Raw genomic sequence first — 16306 nt, 5'->3', positions numbered from 1 at the left:
TTTTTATTTTTGGTGTTATGTCTAAAATGAAAACTTCTACTCTGTCTTAGTTGGTTTGTCGTGGTGGTGGGATAGAACGGGAGATTGAGTGGGGCGTTTTGTATTTGCTTTAGGTTTGAAAGCCAATATTTTGAAGTTGAGAAATCAATCCTGCTGCAAAAGTAAAACGAGAAATATTGAGATCATTTTCAATAAGGGCGCTAATGCGGTTTGTAATGTTGTGAATATGATCTTCTTCTGTTTTTTTCCAAGTGTCAAAAGGATCTTTTTTCTTTCCATAATTTTTGAGGATTTTCATAACGATTTGCCGAAAACTTTCAGAAACATTTTCTTTGGCTTGGCTTAAAGCCATACTATCATAATAATCTACTACAGGGATTATACGACTTGCTTCGTTAATGCGGTTTATACGAATGATTTGCGCAAGTGAAAAGTAGATCTCTGCAGTTTTAATAAGATCACTGTTGCTTTTTTTTGCAATTAAAGAAATATCACAGATTGTTGAAGCAGCTTCCAAAAGGGCTAATTGTTTCGCTAATGCTTTTGGTGCTCCCTCTTCGCTGTAGTGTAATGCTTTTTCTTCAATCTTTTGCTTAATATCGTTGCCGTGAGAATGCATAAGCTCTTTTTCAATAACGCTACGGGCTTGTTTTATTGTTTTTACAATTTCTTCTAATGGACGTGAGAGATCTATGTTGTGCAAACCCCAATTGGTTGTTTCAAAGAGCATTGGGGTCATTGTTGCGTAGAATTTATTTTGGACAAGACCGGGTATTTTATTATCAAGCTTATCAATTTGCTCAGACAATTGAGGAATTTCAAAACCATCGCGGATGGCAATGAAAACGCGAATAATATTTTCAGCTTTTTGTTCTGTTGCATCGTGTAATCGATTAACAAAAGTGGGGCCTCCACGATTTACAATATCGTTGGCAATCAGCGTTGCGATAATATTACGACGCAATTGATGGTTAATAACTTCCTTCTTAAAATTTTCTTGAATTTGGGTTGGAAAATAGTTCAGCAGGGCTGTATTGAAATAGTGATCATCAACAATGGGGCTATTAGCAATTTCTTCTTTTAAGGTCAATTTAGCATAGGCAAAAATAACGGCGAGTTCTGGGCGGAGAAGACCTTTGCCTTGGGTTGTTCTTTGCTGTAAAACTTGTTCATCAGGAAGCATTTCAACTCTGCGATCTAGAAGATTTTTTTGTTCCAAGTCGTGCATAAAGCGTATTTGATAGGGCAAATCAGTAGTGCTCTGGTTTTCCGCCAAAGAAAGCGCAAGAGGTTGTAGATAATTATTACGCAAGACGAGTTGCTCGACTTGAGGTGTCATTTTTTTCAAGAGCTTATTGCGTTCTTCGCGGGTTAGTGTTTTGGCACGTAGTGCTGATGCAAGAACAATTTTGAGATTGACCTCAATATCAGAACAATTCACACCAGCAGAATTGTCAATGGCATCCGTATTGCATCGACCACCATTTAAGACATATTCAATCCGTCCACGTTGTGTAACACCAAGATTAGCTCCTTCACCAATAATTTTTGCACGCACTTGTTCTCCGGTAATGCGTATTGCATCATTTGCACGATCACCTACTTGGGCATCGTTTTCGGTTGTTGCGCGGATATAAGTACCAATGCCACCGAACCATAAAAGATCAACAGGGGCTTTGAGAAGAGCAGAGATAATTTCAAAGGGTGTTCCTGTTTGTTTTTCGAAACCAATGGCTTGTGCTGCTTCAGGTGAGAGAGTAATGGTTTTTTCTTTTCGTGAGAAGATACCACCGCCCTTTGATAATTTGCTTTGGTCGTAATCCTGCCAGCTTGAGCGAGGCAGTTTGAAGAGACGCGTACGCTCTGCATAGCTTTCGTCTATGTTCGGATCTGGATCAATAAAGATATCGCGGTGATCAAAAGCGGCAATCAATTTTGTTTGTTTGGAAAGCAGCATTCCATTGCCAAAGACATCACCAGACATATCGCCAACACCGACACAGGTGAAGGGCGTTGTTTGAATATCGTGATTAAATGACTCTCTAAAATGTCTTTTGACGGCTTCCCATGCACCTTTAGCTGTAATACCAATGTCTTTGTGGTCGTAACCTGCTGAACCTCCAGAGGCAAAAGCATCATCAAGCCAAAAGTGGTTTGCTTGGCTGATGGCGTTGGCTGTATCAGAAAAAGTTGCTGTTCCTTTGTCCGCTGCAACAACAAAATAGGGATCAGGGTCATCATGACAGATGACATTGTGGGGAGAACTTATTTTGCCGTTAATCAGATTGTCTGTAATGGAGAGCAAAGCTGTTATAAAGTCTGTATAAGCTTGTCGTGCTGCTTCTATGATGACAGCACGGTCATTTGTTTGGGGAAGCCGATGGGGATAGAATCCACCTTTTGCACCTGCAGGAACGATAACCGCATTTTTAACTTGTTGGGCTTTGACTAAGCTAAGCACTTCGGTGCGGTAATCTAATGCACGGTCAGACCAACGAATGCCGCCACGAGCGATAGGTCCAAAACGCAAATGGACCCCTTCAACTTCTGGTCCATAAACAAAAATTTCTCGGTAAGGGCGCGGTTCAGGCAAACCTTCAATCTGGCGTGGATTTAATTTGGTGGCTAAAATACGCCGTGGACTTCCATCAGGAAGAGTCGTAAAGGCATTCGTTCGTAAACTCGCCTCGATAAGGTTACAATAACGGCGTAAAATGAGATCATCGTCTAAACCAGAGACTTTCCGTAATTTTTCTTCAATGCGCTTTTGAATAACTTGTTGGTTTTTTTTCCGTTCTTTTTCTGTATGGCTTTGATGAAATTTTAAATGAAATAAAGCATAAAGATTTTGGGTAATGTCAGGATAAGCATTTAAAGTTTGGGCAACGCGATCTTGCGAATAAGGCATTCCAGCTTGTTGGAGATAGCGCCCATAATGGCGCAAAATAACAATTTCATGCCAATCAAGCTCAGCTGTTTGGGTGAGAGCATTAAAGCCGTCATTATCAGCATTTTGTGCCCAAATGGCTTCAAAGGTTTCGGCGTGTTTTTGACCGTCTTTTTCAAAATCGATACAGCGTTGGAAAGTACTTTCTAGCTGCATATCATGAAGATACACAGAGCGCCCATTGCCATCTGGTAATTCAAGGGTTTGTTCAGCAATAACGCGAAACCCCATATTTTCAAGGAGTGGTACACGTTTGGAAAGGGCAAGTGCTTCATGGCGGTGAAAAAGCCGAAGAGAAATGCACTGTTTTTCTTTGTTTTGTGCGTGATAAAAGATCACGAAAAGGGGCTTTTCATCATGAAGACTTAGAATATGTCCGGCATCGTTAATAGCGTCTTCAGCTGAAAATAAATCACGATAGCTGTTGGGGAATTCACTGGCTAGACGTGTTTGTTGCTCTGTTATTTTCTTGTTAAGAGCGATGGCTTGAACCCTGTCTTCCCAACTTCGTGCAATCGAACGTACATGTTGTTCAAGTGTGGAGCGCTCGTGAAGGGGAACAGTTTCGTTTCCTTTGCGATGGATGATATAATAGACACGTATAAGGGTGCTTTCCAAAAATAGCGGATAAGATTCAAAAAAGTCACCTTTATAAAGCTCTACAAAATGTTCGCCAACTTTTTCACGCAGGCTGCTGCTATATTGGTCACGCGGTACGTAGACAAGGATAGAAACAAAGCGTCCAAAAGAATCAGTGTGGGCAAGAACCCGTAAACGTGGGCGCTCATCTAATTGTAGAATAAGCTTAGTGTTTTCTGTCAATGTATCAACATCAGAGCGAAACATTTCATCTCTTGGATAGGTTTCTAAAGCACTGATGAGTGCTTTTCCTGAATAATCGGCGTGATTGTGTCCAAGACGTTGAATAATAGTTCGGGCTTTTTCTTTTAAGAAAGGAATTTTCAAAATAGAACGTGTATAAGCTGAGGAGGTAAAAAGCCCTACAATGCGTAATTCTCCACAGAGTTGGTTTTCTTTATCAAAGATTTTAAGACCAATATAATCGAGCCAAACAAAACGGTGAATTTTGGAGCGGCTGTTCGCTTTTGTCACGATAAACAGATTATCGCTTTCCATGAAGGATAAAACTTCTTGAGGAGGTTCTTTCATACTTTTATCGTCAACAATATGAATAGAAGCATCCGTGAGTATACCAAGTTCAATATTACTTGCCGTAAAGGATTTTAGGGGTTTTTGGTCTTTAATGAAGTTGTAAGTGCGCATACCAAGGAAAATGAAATTATCGTCCATTAGCCAGTGAAGAAACTCAATGGCCTTTTCGCCTTCTTGTTTGTAGTGCGGGGGAAGACTTATTTGGTAGGCATGAATATGCTTTTCAACTTCTTCAAGCATAGGTTTCCAGTCTTGTACAGCAGCATTAACCTGTTCAAGAACTAAGGTGAGTTCATTTTCAAGTTTTTGTATTTGCTGTTTGTTTAATGACTCGATGTGAATTTGCATCAGACTGATGCGTTTTCCAGAAGCACAATCAATAATGGGGTGTGCAATCAAATAGATATGGTTTTTGTGTTGATTAAAAACATTTAAAATAGAATCCAGAAGGAAGGGTTTGTTATCATTGACAAGCGTGATAACGGTTATAGGTCTGTTACTGCGGGTTAAATTTTGCTCAAAGCAGATGGTATTTTTTCCCGTCTGATGGAGATTAAAAGCTTTTACCGCGATGGCTGTGGCTTTTTGAAGTTCTTCATTTTCATAATAAGCAATATCTTCTTTATCGGTTTGGGCAAAAAGGATTTGTTCTATTTTATCTTGGGTGTTTTTTGTCTCTGTTTTTTTTTGTTGCAACACATTCACTCTCCCTTTTTGCTCTTAAGGGGTCTTTATTAAAAGCAGACCATTATATTTTTTATATACTGTAACACCTTCTTTCTAAAGAAAATAGCTCTTTATTTGGAAAGAATGAGTTTGTTTTTGCTATTTTTTAGTAATATTTTGTACTTTAAAGAAATATTTTGCTTCAAGGAAAGGGCACTTTTAGTATTTTTGTATGTTAATAGTTTGTTTTTTAAAATATATAAAATGAAAGTAAAAAAAGAAGCAAAAGTAAAGAGAGAATGGCGCATTTACCAGAAAGACTTTTAAGTGGTTACCAAAACTTTATAAACAATCATTTTTTATATAAAATAGCAGATTATCAGCAATTGGCGATTGAGGGGCAGAAACCTGAAGTTTTGGTCATTGCTTGTTGTGATTCGCGTGCAGTACCAGAAATGATTTTTGATGCTAAGCCAGGGGAAATTTTCACCCTGCGCAACGTGGCGAATGTGGTTCCTCCTTTTTCTCCTGATGACCAATATCACGCAACATCAGCAGCTCTTGAATATGCTGTGCAATTGCTTGAGGTGAGACATATTGTCGTTTTTGGTCATGCCCATTGTGGAGGCATTCGTACTGCTCTTAATGAGACATATAAATCTTTATTATCAAATGATTTTATCGGTCAATGGATAAGTCTCTTAGCACCAGCAGCAGAAATCGTTTTGAATAATAAGTCGCTGTCTTGGCCAGAAAAACAGACGGCATTAGAGCAGCTTTCTATTCGCCATTCGTTGAGAAATTTAGAGACGTTTCCGTGGATAAAGCTTCGCAAAGATCAAGGTTTTTTGACATTGCATGGTGTTTGGTTTGATATCTCTAGCGGAAAATTATGGAGCATGGAACAGGAAACAGGTTGTTTTATGCGTGTTGAAGTTGAAAGTTTTGAAGTATAGTATTTGTTGTTTTTATTTCTTCGTATAAAAAGATATTTTATGATAAAACTTGACAAAGCTGGGGTTTTATTGTTTGAAGGAGCAAGCTTTCAGTGACAAAATTAACTTGGAGCCACCGACTGAGACCCCAGTTTAAGGGTATAAAGAGATCTCAGAGGTCAACATCCGACGGCGCGATGCGTTCTCGGATGCTATTTTGGTTTGTTTGTTATGCAACAATGAGGTAAATGATGTTTGAATCCTTGCAAGAGCGACTTGGTTCTATCCTGTCTCATTTGACGGGACGTGGCGCTTTATCGGATCAGGATGTTGTAGAGGCGCTGCGTGAAATTCGTCGCGCTTTATTGGAAGCTGATGTTGCTCTTGATGTTGTGCGCTCTTTTACCGATAGAGTTCGGGAAAAAGCTGTTGGGGCCGAAATCGTTAAATCAATTAAACCAGGCCAAATGGTGGTTAAAATTGTTCATGATGAATTGGTTCATATTCTTGGAAGTGAAAGCGTTCTGAGTGATTTAAATGCACCAGCTCCAGTTGTTATCATGATGACTGGTTTGCAAGGTTCGGGAAAAACAACCACAACAGCAAAGCTTGCAAAACGTTTTACTGATAAGCACAATAAAAAAGTTCTCATGGCGTCATTAGATACACGCCGTCCTGCTGCACAGGAGCAATTGCGCCAATTGGGAGAACAGGCAAAACTTGCAAGCTTGCCTATTATTGCGGGTCAGCTGCCCGTTGATATTGCATCACGTGCCGTACAGGCTGCTAAATTGGGTGGTTATGACGTGCTTCTTCTTGACACAGCAGGACGTAATCATATTGATGAAGCTTTGATGCTCGAATTGGCTGAAATTAAAGCATGTTCCCTTCCTCATGAGATTATGTTGGTGGCTGATAGTTTGACGGGGCAAGATGCCGTTCATCTTGCTCGTTCTTTTGATGAGCGTGTAGGGATTACGGGGATTATTTTAACACGGATGGATAGTGATGGGCGTGGTGGCGCTGCTCTTTCTATGCGTGCTGTTACAGGTAAACCAATTAAAGCAATTGGAACTGGTGAAAAAATAGATGCTTTAGAAGAATTTCATCCCAGTCGTATTGCTGATCGTATTCTCGGAATGGGGGATATTGTTTCTTTGGTTGAAAAAGCTGCTGAAACAATGGATCACGAGAAAGCTGCTGCTTTTGCAAAAAAAATGCAAGCCGGAAAATTTGATCTGAATGATCTTGCAGAACAGTTGCAGAAAATGAAAAAACTGGGTGGAATGGGCGGTATTATGGGCATGTTGCCAGGAATGGGGAAGGTCAAAGAGCAGATTGCGGCTGCGGGGTTTGATGATCGTTTGTTTGATCGTCAATTGGCCATTATTTCATCTATGACACCCAAAGAGCGGGCGAATCCAGAGCTTTTAAAACATAGCCGCAAACAACGAATTGCTAAGGGGGCTGGTACGACAGCGGCTGATATTAATAAACTTTTAAAGATGTATCGCCAAATGGCTGATATGATGAAAGCCATGGGTGGTAAAGGAAAAAGTGGTTTTATGGGAAAAATGTTGGGAGGCCTTGGTTCCAAAATGGGTTTTGGTGGTATGGGAAACTTGGGAGGGGATTCTCCAGCTATACCGGATTTGTCGGGATTGGATCCAAAGCAATTCTCAATGCTTCAAAAGCAAATTGAAAATGGTAATGGAGGGAAGCTCTTGCCCGGACTTCCTAAGCGTGGACCTACATTTCCTGGTCTTTCCAATGGCATTGTCGATGGGGGAAATTTTCCTCAGCATCCTAAGAAAAAATAAGATGTAAAGAGGGAAAGGGATATAATGCAGGAAACAGTATTAAACGAATTAGCACATTTACGAGCATCCATTGATAATTTTGATGCAACCTTGATTCATATCTTAGCAGAGCGGTTTCGTTGTACGAAAGCTGTTGGGCGCTTAAAAGCCCGTTATGATTTGCCTAAAGTAGATCCTCTGCGTGAGCAATATCAGGTAGCGCGTTTGCGGCAATTGGCTATAGATAGTCATCTTGATCCTGATTTTGCTGAAAGATTTTTAAAATTTATTATTAAAGAAGTTGTGAGTCATCATGAAGTTATTGCTGAAGAGCAAAAAACAAAAAAGTCAATTTAAACGAAAGCCAGAGCTGACAATAGGAGATAAAATATGGCATTGAAAATTCGTTTGTCCCGTGGAGGTTCAAAAAAACGTCCTTACTATCATATCGTCGTTGCAGATGTTCGTAGTCCGCGCGATGGGCGGTTTCTTGAACGTGTTGGTGCATGGGATCCAATGTTGCCTAAAGATGGACCGAGGGTGAAACTTAATGAAGAACGTATCCAATATTGGCTTGGGCAAGGGGCTCAACCAACAGATCGCGTTTTACGGTTTTTAGATGCAGCTGGCTTGAAAAAGCGTCCAACTCGTAATAATCCACATAAAGGTGAACCGGGTAAAAAAGCACAAGAACGTATAGCAGCAGCAAAGCAAGCGGCAGAAGAAGCAGCGGCAGCGGCTGAAGCAGAATCTGCTACAGCATAAGAAGCATGATTGTTTAATCAACGTGTTTTTAAAAGCTTTAGAAAAATAAATATTATCCGTTTTTGTCTATCAAAAACGGATTTTCTTTAAAAAGCTGCTTGTTTAAATCCGCGCTGTTTTTTTTTAATCAATGGTTTTAAAAATCAATGGCGCGGCCTTTAATTTCCCAGTCTCCATAGCGGGAAGGGTCTTTGCCGCCGCGTCCGCCGTTTTCTAAAGGTTGTTCTTTTTTTGTTGCGCGTTTTCGTCTTTCTTCAGCTTCTTTAAGGGCGCGTTGTGCTGCGGGAGAAAGAGATTGCTGTTTAATGACAGTTGTATTTTTTTTGCTTGTTTTCTCATCTTTTTTATTCATTTTACACCTATTCCATTGAAGAAGTAGAAAGAAAACACCATCATATAGTATTGATTGACTTTTATCATGGAGTTTTTTGAGTAATGAATATAATGCGTACAGCTATGCTTTTGGCTTTTTTAACTGCTCTCTTTATGGGAGTTGGTTATCTTGTTGGAGGGGGTGGTGGCATGGTCATTGCTCTTTTAATGGCAAGTGGTTTAAACTTTTTTTCTTATTGGAATTCAGATAAAATCGTTTTACGCATGTACGGGGCGCGTGAAGTTGATCAGCATTCAGCACCAGTTTATTATAAGATTGTAAGCGATTTAGCTAAAAAAGCTTCTCTTCCTCAACCAAAAATTTATGTTATTGAGAATGCACAGCCAAATGCTTTTGCAACGGGACGTAATCCGCAAAATGCAGCTGTTGCTGCAAGTACTGGGTTGTTAGAGCGGTTAAGCGCTGAGGAAATTGCCGGCGTTATGGCGCATGAGCTCGCACATATTGAGCATCGCGATACGTTAACAATGACTCTAACCGCAACGATTGCAGGGGCAATTTCAATGCTTGGTAATTTTGCTTTCTTTATGGGAGGACAGCGTAATTCTTCAGAAGATTCTCATGGCGCTGGGGCAATTGGAGGATTTATTGCATTGCTCGTGGCGCCTTTTGCAGCGATGCTGGTGCAAATGGCGATTAGCCGTACACGGGAATATGCTGCGGATCGTAGAGGGGCTGAAATATGTGGTAATCCTTTATGGTTGGCTTCGGCATTGCATAAGATTGCTGATGGGGGACGTGGGGTATATAATGAAGAAGCAGAGCATAATCCAGCAACCGCGCATCTGTTTATTATTAATCCTTTGAGCGGTGAGGGAGCGGATAGTCTTTTTTCGACACATCCAGCAACTGCAAATCGTATCGCTGCTCTTTATCGGCAAGCAGAAGAGATGAAAGGGGCTCTTGCCAAAAGTGTGGGATGGAATAAAGAGGACGCTATACATGAAAAAAGCAGCGGGATGAACTATGGAGATTTTCATAGTGGTCAGGCTCATGTATTAGGTGAACAAGAAAACAGTTCTTTTCAGCGTGTTACAAAACGTCCTTCTTGGCTTCGTTATGAAAATTCAAAAAGATCTCGTTCATAGAGTTATTGAGGGAGATTTTGAGAAAACTGTGATATAAAGGTGGTGTTTTGAAACACAAAAAAGCGGGGCATGTGTCTGAAAAAAATGTTCCAGGATTAGCTGTTCGACAGGTTTGTGTGCGTCTTTTGGGGGCGGTAGTTGATAAGTACACGCCTCTGTCTGGTTTGACGGATAATGAACACGGACATCCACAATATTTGAAGCTTTCACAACGAGATCGTTTGTTGTGTCGGGCTATTTTAACAGCTTCATTGCGTCATCGAGGGCAGATTATGGCGGCTCTCTCACGCTTTTTGGCGCGTCCTTTGCCTTCACAAGCACTTTCACTTCAGCATCTTTTGCATATCAGTGTTGCACAAATTCTTTATCTTGATATTCCCGATCATGCGGCTATTGATTTAGCTGTGCGTGTGGCGAAACTTGATCCTCGAATGCGCCGTTTTTCAGGGATGGTGAATGCTCTTTTGCGCAATGTTGCACGTGAGGCAGAGCCTTTACGTCAACAAGTTCCTACCATTGAAGGTGTGCCAGCGTGGTTTGGACAGCTTTTAATATCAGCTTATGGAACAGAAAAGGCATATCAGATTATCGCAATTCAAAGTGTGGAACCTCCTTTCGATTTGACAGTGAAATCTGATAGTGGTGGATGGGCTGAAAGGCTTGGCGGTGTGGTATTGCCCAATGGTTCTGTTCGATTGAAGCGTCTGGAGTGCTCTGTTTCTGATTTACCAGGCTATCGTGAAGGGTCTTGGTGGGTTCAAGATTTTGCAGCAGCTTTGCCTGCTTGTTTACTTGGGAGTATTGAGGGTAAACGCGTTGCTGATCTTTGTGCGAGCCCTGGAGGAAAAACAGCACAATTGGCTTTGCAAGGGGCTGAAGTGACTGCAATTGAGCTTTCTGCTAACCGTATAAAGCGTTTAAAAGAAAATATGGAACGGCTTCATTTTTTAGTTCACATTTGGCAGGGCGATGTGAGAAATTTCTATCCCACACAGCTTTTTGATGCGGTTCTTCTTGATGCTCCTTGTTCTTCTACAGGAACAATCCGTCGTCATCCAGATATTTTATGGACGAAATCGAGGGAAGATATCGTCAAGTTAGCGGCGTTGCAATATGATTTGCTTGTCGCAGCAATTTCTTTGGTAAAGGAGGGGGGACGGATTGTTTTTTCCAATTGTTCATTGGCAAGAGAAGAAGGTGAAGATCTTATTGAGAAAATTTTATCGACACGCAATGACATTGTTTTAGACCCTATTTATCCAGAGGAAATGGGAGCACTGGAACATTTGCTTTGTGGGGGGATGTTACGGACAACGCCTGCGGATTTTTGTCATAAAAATTTTGATGCTGAGAAAACCGTATTTTTAGGAATGGATGGTTTTTTCGCTGCGCGCTTACGAAAAATTGCTTAATTAACGCTTCATTTACAAAAATGGTCGAAATTGTATTTGATTCAGCATAAATGGAGATGAAATTTTGGCGGTTGCGGTAAAAGCTCCTCAGGTAAAAGTGGCAGCCTGTATCGATACGATACAGAATGTTATGCGGCGTTTATGGGTTGGACCATTGTTTCGTTGGCGATTTTCAGGGTTTCGTCCTCATAAAATTTTAGCGCATCCCATGGACTTGAATGTAGCTGATCCGATGATGGCGCATGAATTTTATCATGGTCGTTTTGCTTTTGCTGGTCATATTGTTCATTCTGGTGCTGTTTCGCCGTTTTCATTGGTTCCACCAACGCTAGAATGGGAAGCGGCTCTACATGATTTTCATTGGTTGCGCCATATGGAGGCAGCAGGAAGTGATTTAGCTTCTGCACATGCACGCTCTCTTTTAGAAGATTGGTTTGACCATGCTGGCAAGAAGGTAAAAGGGCTTGCTTGGAGTAGTCCTGTTGTGGCGCGGCGCTTGATTTCATGGATTTGTCATTCGAAAATGTTGTTAGAAGGGGCAAGTGAGCGGTTTGAAAAACGCTTTTTGCGTGCACTTGGTTTGCAATTTCGTTATTTGCGCGTAACAATTTGTAGTATGGAGCACAATGATCAACGTTTACAAGCAGCAGTAGCTTTGACATTCGCATCTCTTGCTTTGCCTGTTTCTGCGGCAGTGAAAAAAAAGGTACAAACCACACTTATAGAGGAGCTTTCCCGTCAAATCTTAGTTGATGGTGGGCATATTTCCCGTAGTCCTGTTATTTTGCTGAATTTGTTATCGGATTTATTGTCGTTACGGCATCTTTTTATGCGTAGCAATGAAACAGCACCCCGTATTTTGATTGATTCTGTTGAGCGTATGTTGCCAGCTTTACGATTCTTTATCCATGAGGATCAAACGTTGGCCCATTTTAATGGGGTTGGTCCCCTTGTATCGGAACGATTATCATCACTTTTGGAGCTTGATGAAACAGGAGGACATCCTTTTAGTTATGCCCGTTATTCAGGATTTCAGCGCTTAAAAGCCAATCAAACAACAGTGCTTGCAGATACAGGAAAGTTTCCACCCCGCTCTGTAGCACAGCAGGCTTGTTCGGGGTGTTTGTCTTTTGAAATGTCTTCACAAGGGCACCGTTTTATTATCAATGCCGGTGTTAATCCTGATGGGCGGGAAGAGTATCGACATTTAGGGCGTGTTACTGCAGCACATTCAACAGCTACGCTTAATGATTGTTCAGTGGGTGCTTTTTATCATAAAAAGAAAAATGGCGCGCCATTTTTGTTTGATGGACCAACAGACGTTCAAGTGTGCCGTATAGAGGATTCAGAGAAGACGGGTTTTATTGCGAGTCATAATGGTTATATGCGACCCTTTAATCTTATTCATGAGCGTGGTCTTATTTTGGCGACAAATGGAGATACGATTGAAGGTTTTGATCGCTTTTTTATGCCAAATAAAGGGGGAAAGAGACACAAGAGTGTGCAAAATGAACAAAATCATGTTGCTGTTCGGTTTCATCTTCATCCACAAGTTGAAGTTAACTATAATGGCAAACGTGTGTGTTTAGCCGTAAAGAACGAGAACGTGAAGAGTGAACAAATATGGTATTTTATATCGCCTGACGCAGATATTTGTCTTGAAGATTCGATTGATTTTGCAGAATTAACAGGTCCACAACGGACACAACAGATTGTTTTATATTTTCGTCCTGCATTTCAGGAAAAAGTTCGTTGGCGTTTTATCCGTAAAGCGTTTGATAAAAAATTAGAACATTGTTCCAACCCATAGTATATTGCGTTTTATTTTGCGTGTCGCAAAACATTATTGTTTATTGTGGTAATATTCTCAAAATTTGAAGATCATATCAATTTTATACACGAAGCATTTTTTGGGAGTATGGGTTGGATGTTTTTAGGCAAGGTTTGCTCATAGAATCTCATGAGGTGATGCTAAAGGAATTGGCTTCAGAAAAAAAGGTTTTTGAAAGACCATTGTTGACAGATGAGTACTAGTTAAGGATTTTGATCCTTTAAAGATATAGAGAGAAAATTAAGTCGTTCTTATCTTCGATAAATTTTTAAGTGTGCTGTTGGGATCAATATTTCTCTCTGAGAGAGTTGCATTAATAGGATTACGTTCTTCACGAAAAACAGAGCGCTATTGTATTGTATATTCACGAACTTATTTTAAAGAAAAATTCCTTAACGCTTCCAAGCTATTTTGCGACGATGCCCGTGATGGGTATAACGGTAAATCCATTAAGCCCCCCCATCTTTATGCTTATGAAGGAGCAGTTCGGCACTATCACACTATTGATCAGTGCCAATGTTTGTAACAGTTCTTGGCACTAGAGATGGTTCATAAGAGGCATTTTTAGCTTTTTCTTAATAGCTTTTATCCATACAGCTCCCCCGCTTGTAACGTGCAGGCGAATGGTTTTGGTTGATTCAACATATATAGATTTGAAATGGAAGAATCTTACGGTGTTCGGGGTTCTAATTTAATATGAATAACGCTAAATTATCATTATAAATCAAATGTTGTACATTACAGAAGCACTGAAAATTTGAGAAACAATACATTACAATGGTCGAGAAAAACAACTCTTCTGCTCTTTGTTATTATACTAAAAATGAAGTTATAATAACAAACCACAAAATGCATGCTTTTTCATAGCAAAGCATTCTCTCAAATATTTCAAACAACTTTCATAAAGATTTACGCGAATAACGTCGTGCAATTGAATCAATATCACCTCGACAAATTCCAAGATCGCTGAGTTCATATGTTGAAAGACGACTTAACGCATTAACGGTTCGACGATAACGGCGCCAATTACTATAAAAACGTAGAATATTCATATCCCCTACTCAAACTTTTCATTACACTCTTTAGTTTAAGAATAGAGTATATTACTAAAAAGAGTTGTGTTATAATATCATAGCAGGTATGCATCTAATACAAGATAATGTCCCTTTAACATTTTTCTCATGCGAAAGGGTAACCATTAAAAACATCAACAAGAACATCTTATCCCTAACCAATGGCTAAATTATGTGCATTTTCTGCGGTGATAAACTTTTTCACGTGTAGCTTCTTTGGATTGAATAACTGCTTCCATTTCAACATTTATCAATAGTCATACGATAATTATGAAAAATTCCTTGAAACATTTGTCTCATACGAAAAGAAAAGCAGCAAAATTATTAATGGCGGAAGTGACGTGTTCCTGTAAAAACCATCGCTAACCCCTGTGCATCAGCAGCGGCGATAACTTCTTCATCACGCATGGAGCCTCCTGGTTGAATAACTGCTGTTGCCCCTGCTTCAGCTGCTGCTAATAAACCATCTGCAAAAGGAAAAAATGCATCTGATGCAACAACAGATCCTTTTGTGAGAGTTTCTGTTAAGCCTGCTCTTTGCGCACTTTCTGCTGCTTTACTTGCAGCAATTTTGGCTGAATCGATGCGGCTCATTTGTCCAGCTCCAATTCCAACTGTTGCACTATTTTTCGCGTACACAATAGCATTTGATTTAACGTGCTTTGCTACACGAAAAGCAAATTGAAGATCACGCATTTCATCTTGAGTTGGGGCCCGCTTTGTCACTACTTGCAATTTAAGATCATCGACTACCACGTTATCACGTGATTGCACTAAAATGCCTCCTGCAAGTGTTTTCGCAAGAAGTCCTCCACAGCGTGGATCAGGAACTCCACCTGTAATGAGCAAACGAAGATTTTTTTTCTTGGCAATAATTTCACGTGCCGCCATTGTGGCATCAGGAGCAATAATCACTTCTGTAAAAATTTTAACAATCTCTTCAGCACATTCCTCATCAAGGGTTTGATTTAAAGCAACAATTCCACCAAATGCCGATACATTATCACACATAAGAGCTTTCAAATAAGCTTCTTTCAAATTTTCTCCTTCCGCAACACCACAAGGATTGGCATGTTTAATAAGAGCGACAGCAGCGGTTTTTTGCGGATCAAATTCTGCCACAAGTTCAAAGGCTGCATCTGTATCATTCAGATTGTTATAAGAAAGCGCTTTGCCTTGTAAAAGTTTTGCTGTTGCAATACCAAAACGTTTTTCATTATTGCGATAAAATGCTGCCTGTTGATGTGGATTTTCTCCATAGCGCATAACACTTTCAAGATGACCAGAAAAACTCTGCCACGATGGAGTTTCAATTTCTAAATCCCTTGCAAACCACGATGCTATTGCCGTATCATAAGCAGCGGTGTGTGCATAAGCGCGCATTGCTAGCTGATGACGCATAGATAAGCTTAAACATCCATTATGCTGCTTTAATTCAGCTAAAATCGAATCATAATCTTTTATCGCTGTTACAACACCGGTATAAGCATAATTTTTTGCCGCGGCGCGAATCATCGCCGGTCCACCGATATCAATATTTTCAAGAATCGTTTGTCCATCAGCTCCAGAAAGGATCGTCTCTTCAAAAGGGTAAAGATTCACCACCAAAAGATCAATTCCATAAATGCTGTTCTTTTCCATAGCTTCCCTATGGCTAGGATCTTCTCTTACCCCCAACAAAGCACCATGAATCAAAGGATGGAGTGTTTTTACACGCCCATCCATTATCTCAGGAAATCCAGTAACTTCAGCAACATCTTTTACGGGTAAACCAGTCGCTATGAGGGTTTTTGCTGTTCCTCCTGTTGAAATTAATTCAACATTGTAAGTAGCATGAAGAGCTTGTGCAAAAGCAACCACACCCGTTTTATCAGACACAGAAAAGAGAACACGACGAACCCGATGAAGATCAGGTATGGGAAAATTTTTGGCAACAACACCCATAACAGCAGCCTTAAAAATGAAAGAGTTAAATTTCTAGTAAAACAAGCTTATACATTTATAGCATAAGCCTTTAGCAAAATACACTGAAAGGATAAACTGTCTTTTTAGAATATAGGATGATTCACCTTTTTCTATTATCCTGTAAAAACCTCTCATTTGAGGTGTGGTGATAGGTATAAAAGTCTCATTGAGACATTAAATGTTTTTTGTTGCTTATAACTCAATATCTCATCTTCATAGCAGTTTTGAAACAAAAAATGCATCCGTATGTTCTCTGCT

The 16306-nt window shown here is 40.2% G+C and carries 10 protein-coding genes and 1 pseudogene; 7 read left to right on the top strand and 4 right to left on the bottom strand.

The features are described from left to right. Nucleotides 1-109: 109 nt before the first annotated feature. Complete coding sequence (locus ACFING_RS00170) at nucleotides 110-4819, bottom strand: NAD-glutamate dehydrogenase (protein WP_375629057.1); 4710 nt, start codon at nucleotides 4817-4819, stop codon at nucleotides 110-112. A gap of 266 nt (nucleotides 4820-5085) precedes the next feature. Here ACFING_RS00170 and ACFING_RS00165 point away from each other — a divergent pair, with 266 nt between their 5' ends. From ACFING_RS00165 to rpsP, 4 genes and pseudogenes are all read left to right on the top strand, one after another. Continuing rightward, nucleotides 5086-5742, top strand: a complete 657-nt coding sequence (locus ACFING_RS00165) for a carbonic anhydrase (protein WP_375612226.1) — start codon at nucleotides 5086-5088, stop codon at nucleotides 5740-5742. 230 nt (nucleotides 5743-5972) lie between these two features. Next, a complete protein-coding gene (ffh, locus tag ACFING_RS00160) occupies nucleotides 5973-7541 on the top strand; it encodes a signal recognition particle protein (RefSeq protein ID WP_375629311.1) in 1569 nt (522 codons plus the stop codon). Nucleotides 7542-7565: 24 nt separating this feature from the next. After that, a pseudogene (locus ACFING_RS00155) lies at nucleotides 7566-7894 on the top strand (chorismate mutase). Nucleotides 7895-7910: 16 nt separating this feature from the next. Beyond that, nucleotides 7911-8285 carry a 30S ribosomal protein S16 gene (rpsP, locus tag ACFING_RS00150; protein ID WP_375612227.1) on the top strand — a complete coding sequence of 125 codons (375 nt, stop codon included), beginning with the start codon at nucleotides 7911-7913 and terminating at the stop codon, nucleotides 8283-8285. Nucleotides 8286-8421: 136 nt separating this feature from the next. Here rpsP and ACFING_RS00145 read toward each other — a convergent pair whose 3' ends face one another. Further along, on the bottom strand, nucleotides 8422-8637 hold the full coding sequence (locus ACFING_RS00145; protein ID WP_375620942.1) for a DUF1674 domain-containing protein: 216 nt from the start codon (nucleotides 8635-8637) through the stop codon (nucleotides 8422-8424). 83 nt (nucleotides 8638-8720) lie between these two features. Here ACFING_RS00145 and htpX point away from each other — a divergent pair, with 83 nt between their 5' ends. The 3 genes from htpX to ACFING_RS00130 all read left to right on the top strand — a co-directional run bounded on the left by htpX (nucleotide 8721) and on the right by ACFING_RS00130 (nucleotide 12989). Continuing rightward, the gene (gene htpX / locus ACFING_RS00140) at nucleotides 8721-9767 is read left to right on the top strand and encodes a zinc metalloprotease HtpX (RefSeq protein ID WP_375620943.1); all 1047 of its coding nucleotides are present in this window, start codon (nucleotides 8721-8723) and stop codon (nucleotides 9765-9767) included. A 47-nt stretch (nucleotides 9768-9814) separates the two neighbouring features. After that, complete coding sequence (locus ACFING_RS00135; RefSeq protein WP_375629054.1) at nucleotides 9815-11179, top strand: RsmB/NOP family class I SAM-dependent RNA methyltransferase; 1365 nt, start codon at nucleotides 9815-9817, stop codon at nucleotides 11177-11179. A 64-nt stretch (nucleotides 11180-11243) separates the two neighbouring features. Then, complete coding sequence (locus tag ACFING_RS00130) at nucleotides 11244-12989, top strand: heparinase II/III family protein (RefSeq protein WP_375629051.1); 1746 nt, start codon at nucleotides 11244-11246, stop codon at nucleotides 12987-12989. Between the two features lie 920 nt (nucleotides 12990-13909). Here the strand turns inward: ACFING_RS00130 and ACFING_RS00125 are convergent. Next, entirely contained in the window at nucleotides 13910-14062 is a 153-nt protein-coding gene (locus ACFING_RS00125) for a DUF1127 domain-containing protein (RefSeq protein WP_273790070.1), read from the bottom strand. A 345-nt stretch (nucleotides 14063-14407) separates the two neighbouring features. Continuing rightward, nucleotides 14408-16027, bottom strand: a complete 1620-nt coding sequence (purH, locus tag ACFING_RS00120; RefSeq protein ID WP_375629048.1) for a bifunctional phosphoribosylaminoimidazolecarboxamide formyltransferase/IMP cyclohydrolase — start codon at nucleotides 16025-16027, stop codon at nucleotides 14408-14410. Nucleotides 16028-16306 lie beyond the last annotated feature (279 nt).

This window comes from Bartonella sp. AP150HLJHH (assembly GCF_042196385.1).
Classification (GTDB): Bacteria; Pseudomonadota; Alphaproteobacteria; order Rhizobiales; family Rhizobiaceae; genus Bartonella.
The sequence above is the reverse complement of the archived record's forward strand: the minus strand, read 5'-3'. Positions and strand labels throughout refer to the sequence as shown.

What these genes read in the sequence shown, in the direction of transcription:
- ACFING_RS00165 (WP_375612226.1), top strand. Translation starts at nt 5,086, where the DNA reads ATGGCGCATTTACCAGAAAGACTTTTAAGTGGTTACCAAAACTTTATA.
- ffh (WP_375629311.1), top strand. Translation starts at nt 5,973, where the DNA reads ATGTTTGAATCCTTGCAAGAGCGACTTGGTTCTATCCTGTCTCATTTG.
- rpsP (WP_375612227.1), top strand. Translation starts at nt 7,911, where the DNA reads ATGGCATTGAAAATTCGTTTGTCCCGTGGAGGTTCAAAAAAACGTCCT.
- ACFING_RS00145 (WP_375620942.1), bottom strand. Translation starts at nt 8,637, where the DNA reads ATGAATAAAAAAGATGAGAAAACAAGCAAAAAAAATACAACTGTCATT.
- htpX (WP_375620943.1), top strand. Translation starts at nt 8,721, where the DNA reads ATGAATATAATGCGTACAGCTATGCTTTTGGCTTTTTTAACTGCTCTC.
- ACFING_RS00125 (WP_273790070.1), bottom strand. Translation starts at nt 14,062, where the DNA reads ATGAATATTCTACGTTTTTATAGTAATTGGCGCCGTTATCGTCGAACC.
- purH (WP_375629048.1), bottom strand. Translation starts at nt 16,027, where the DNA reads ATGGGTGTTGTTGCCAAAAATTTTCCCATACCTGATCTTCATCGGGTT.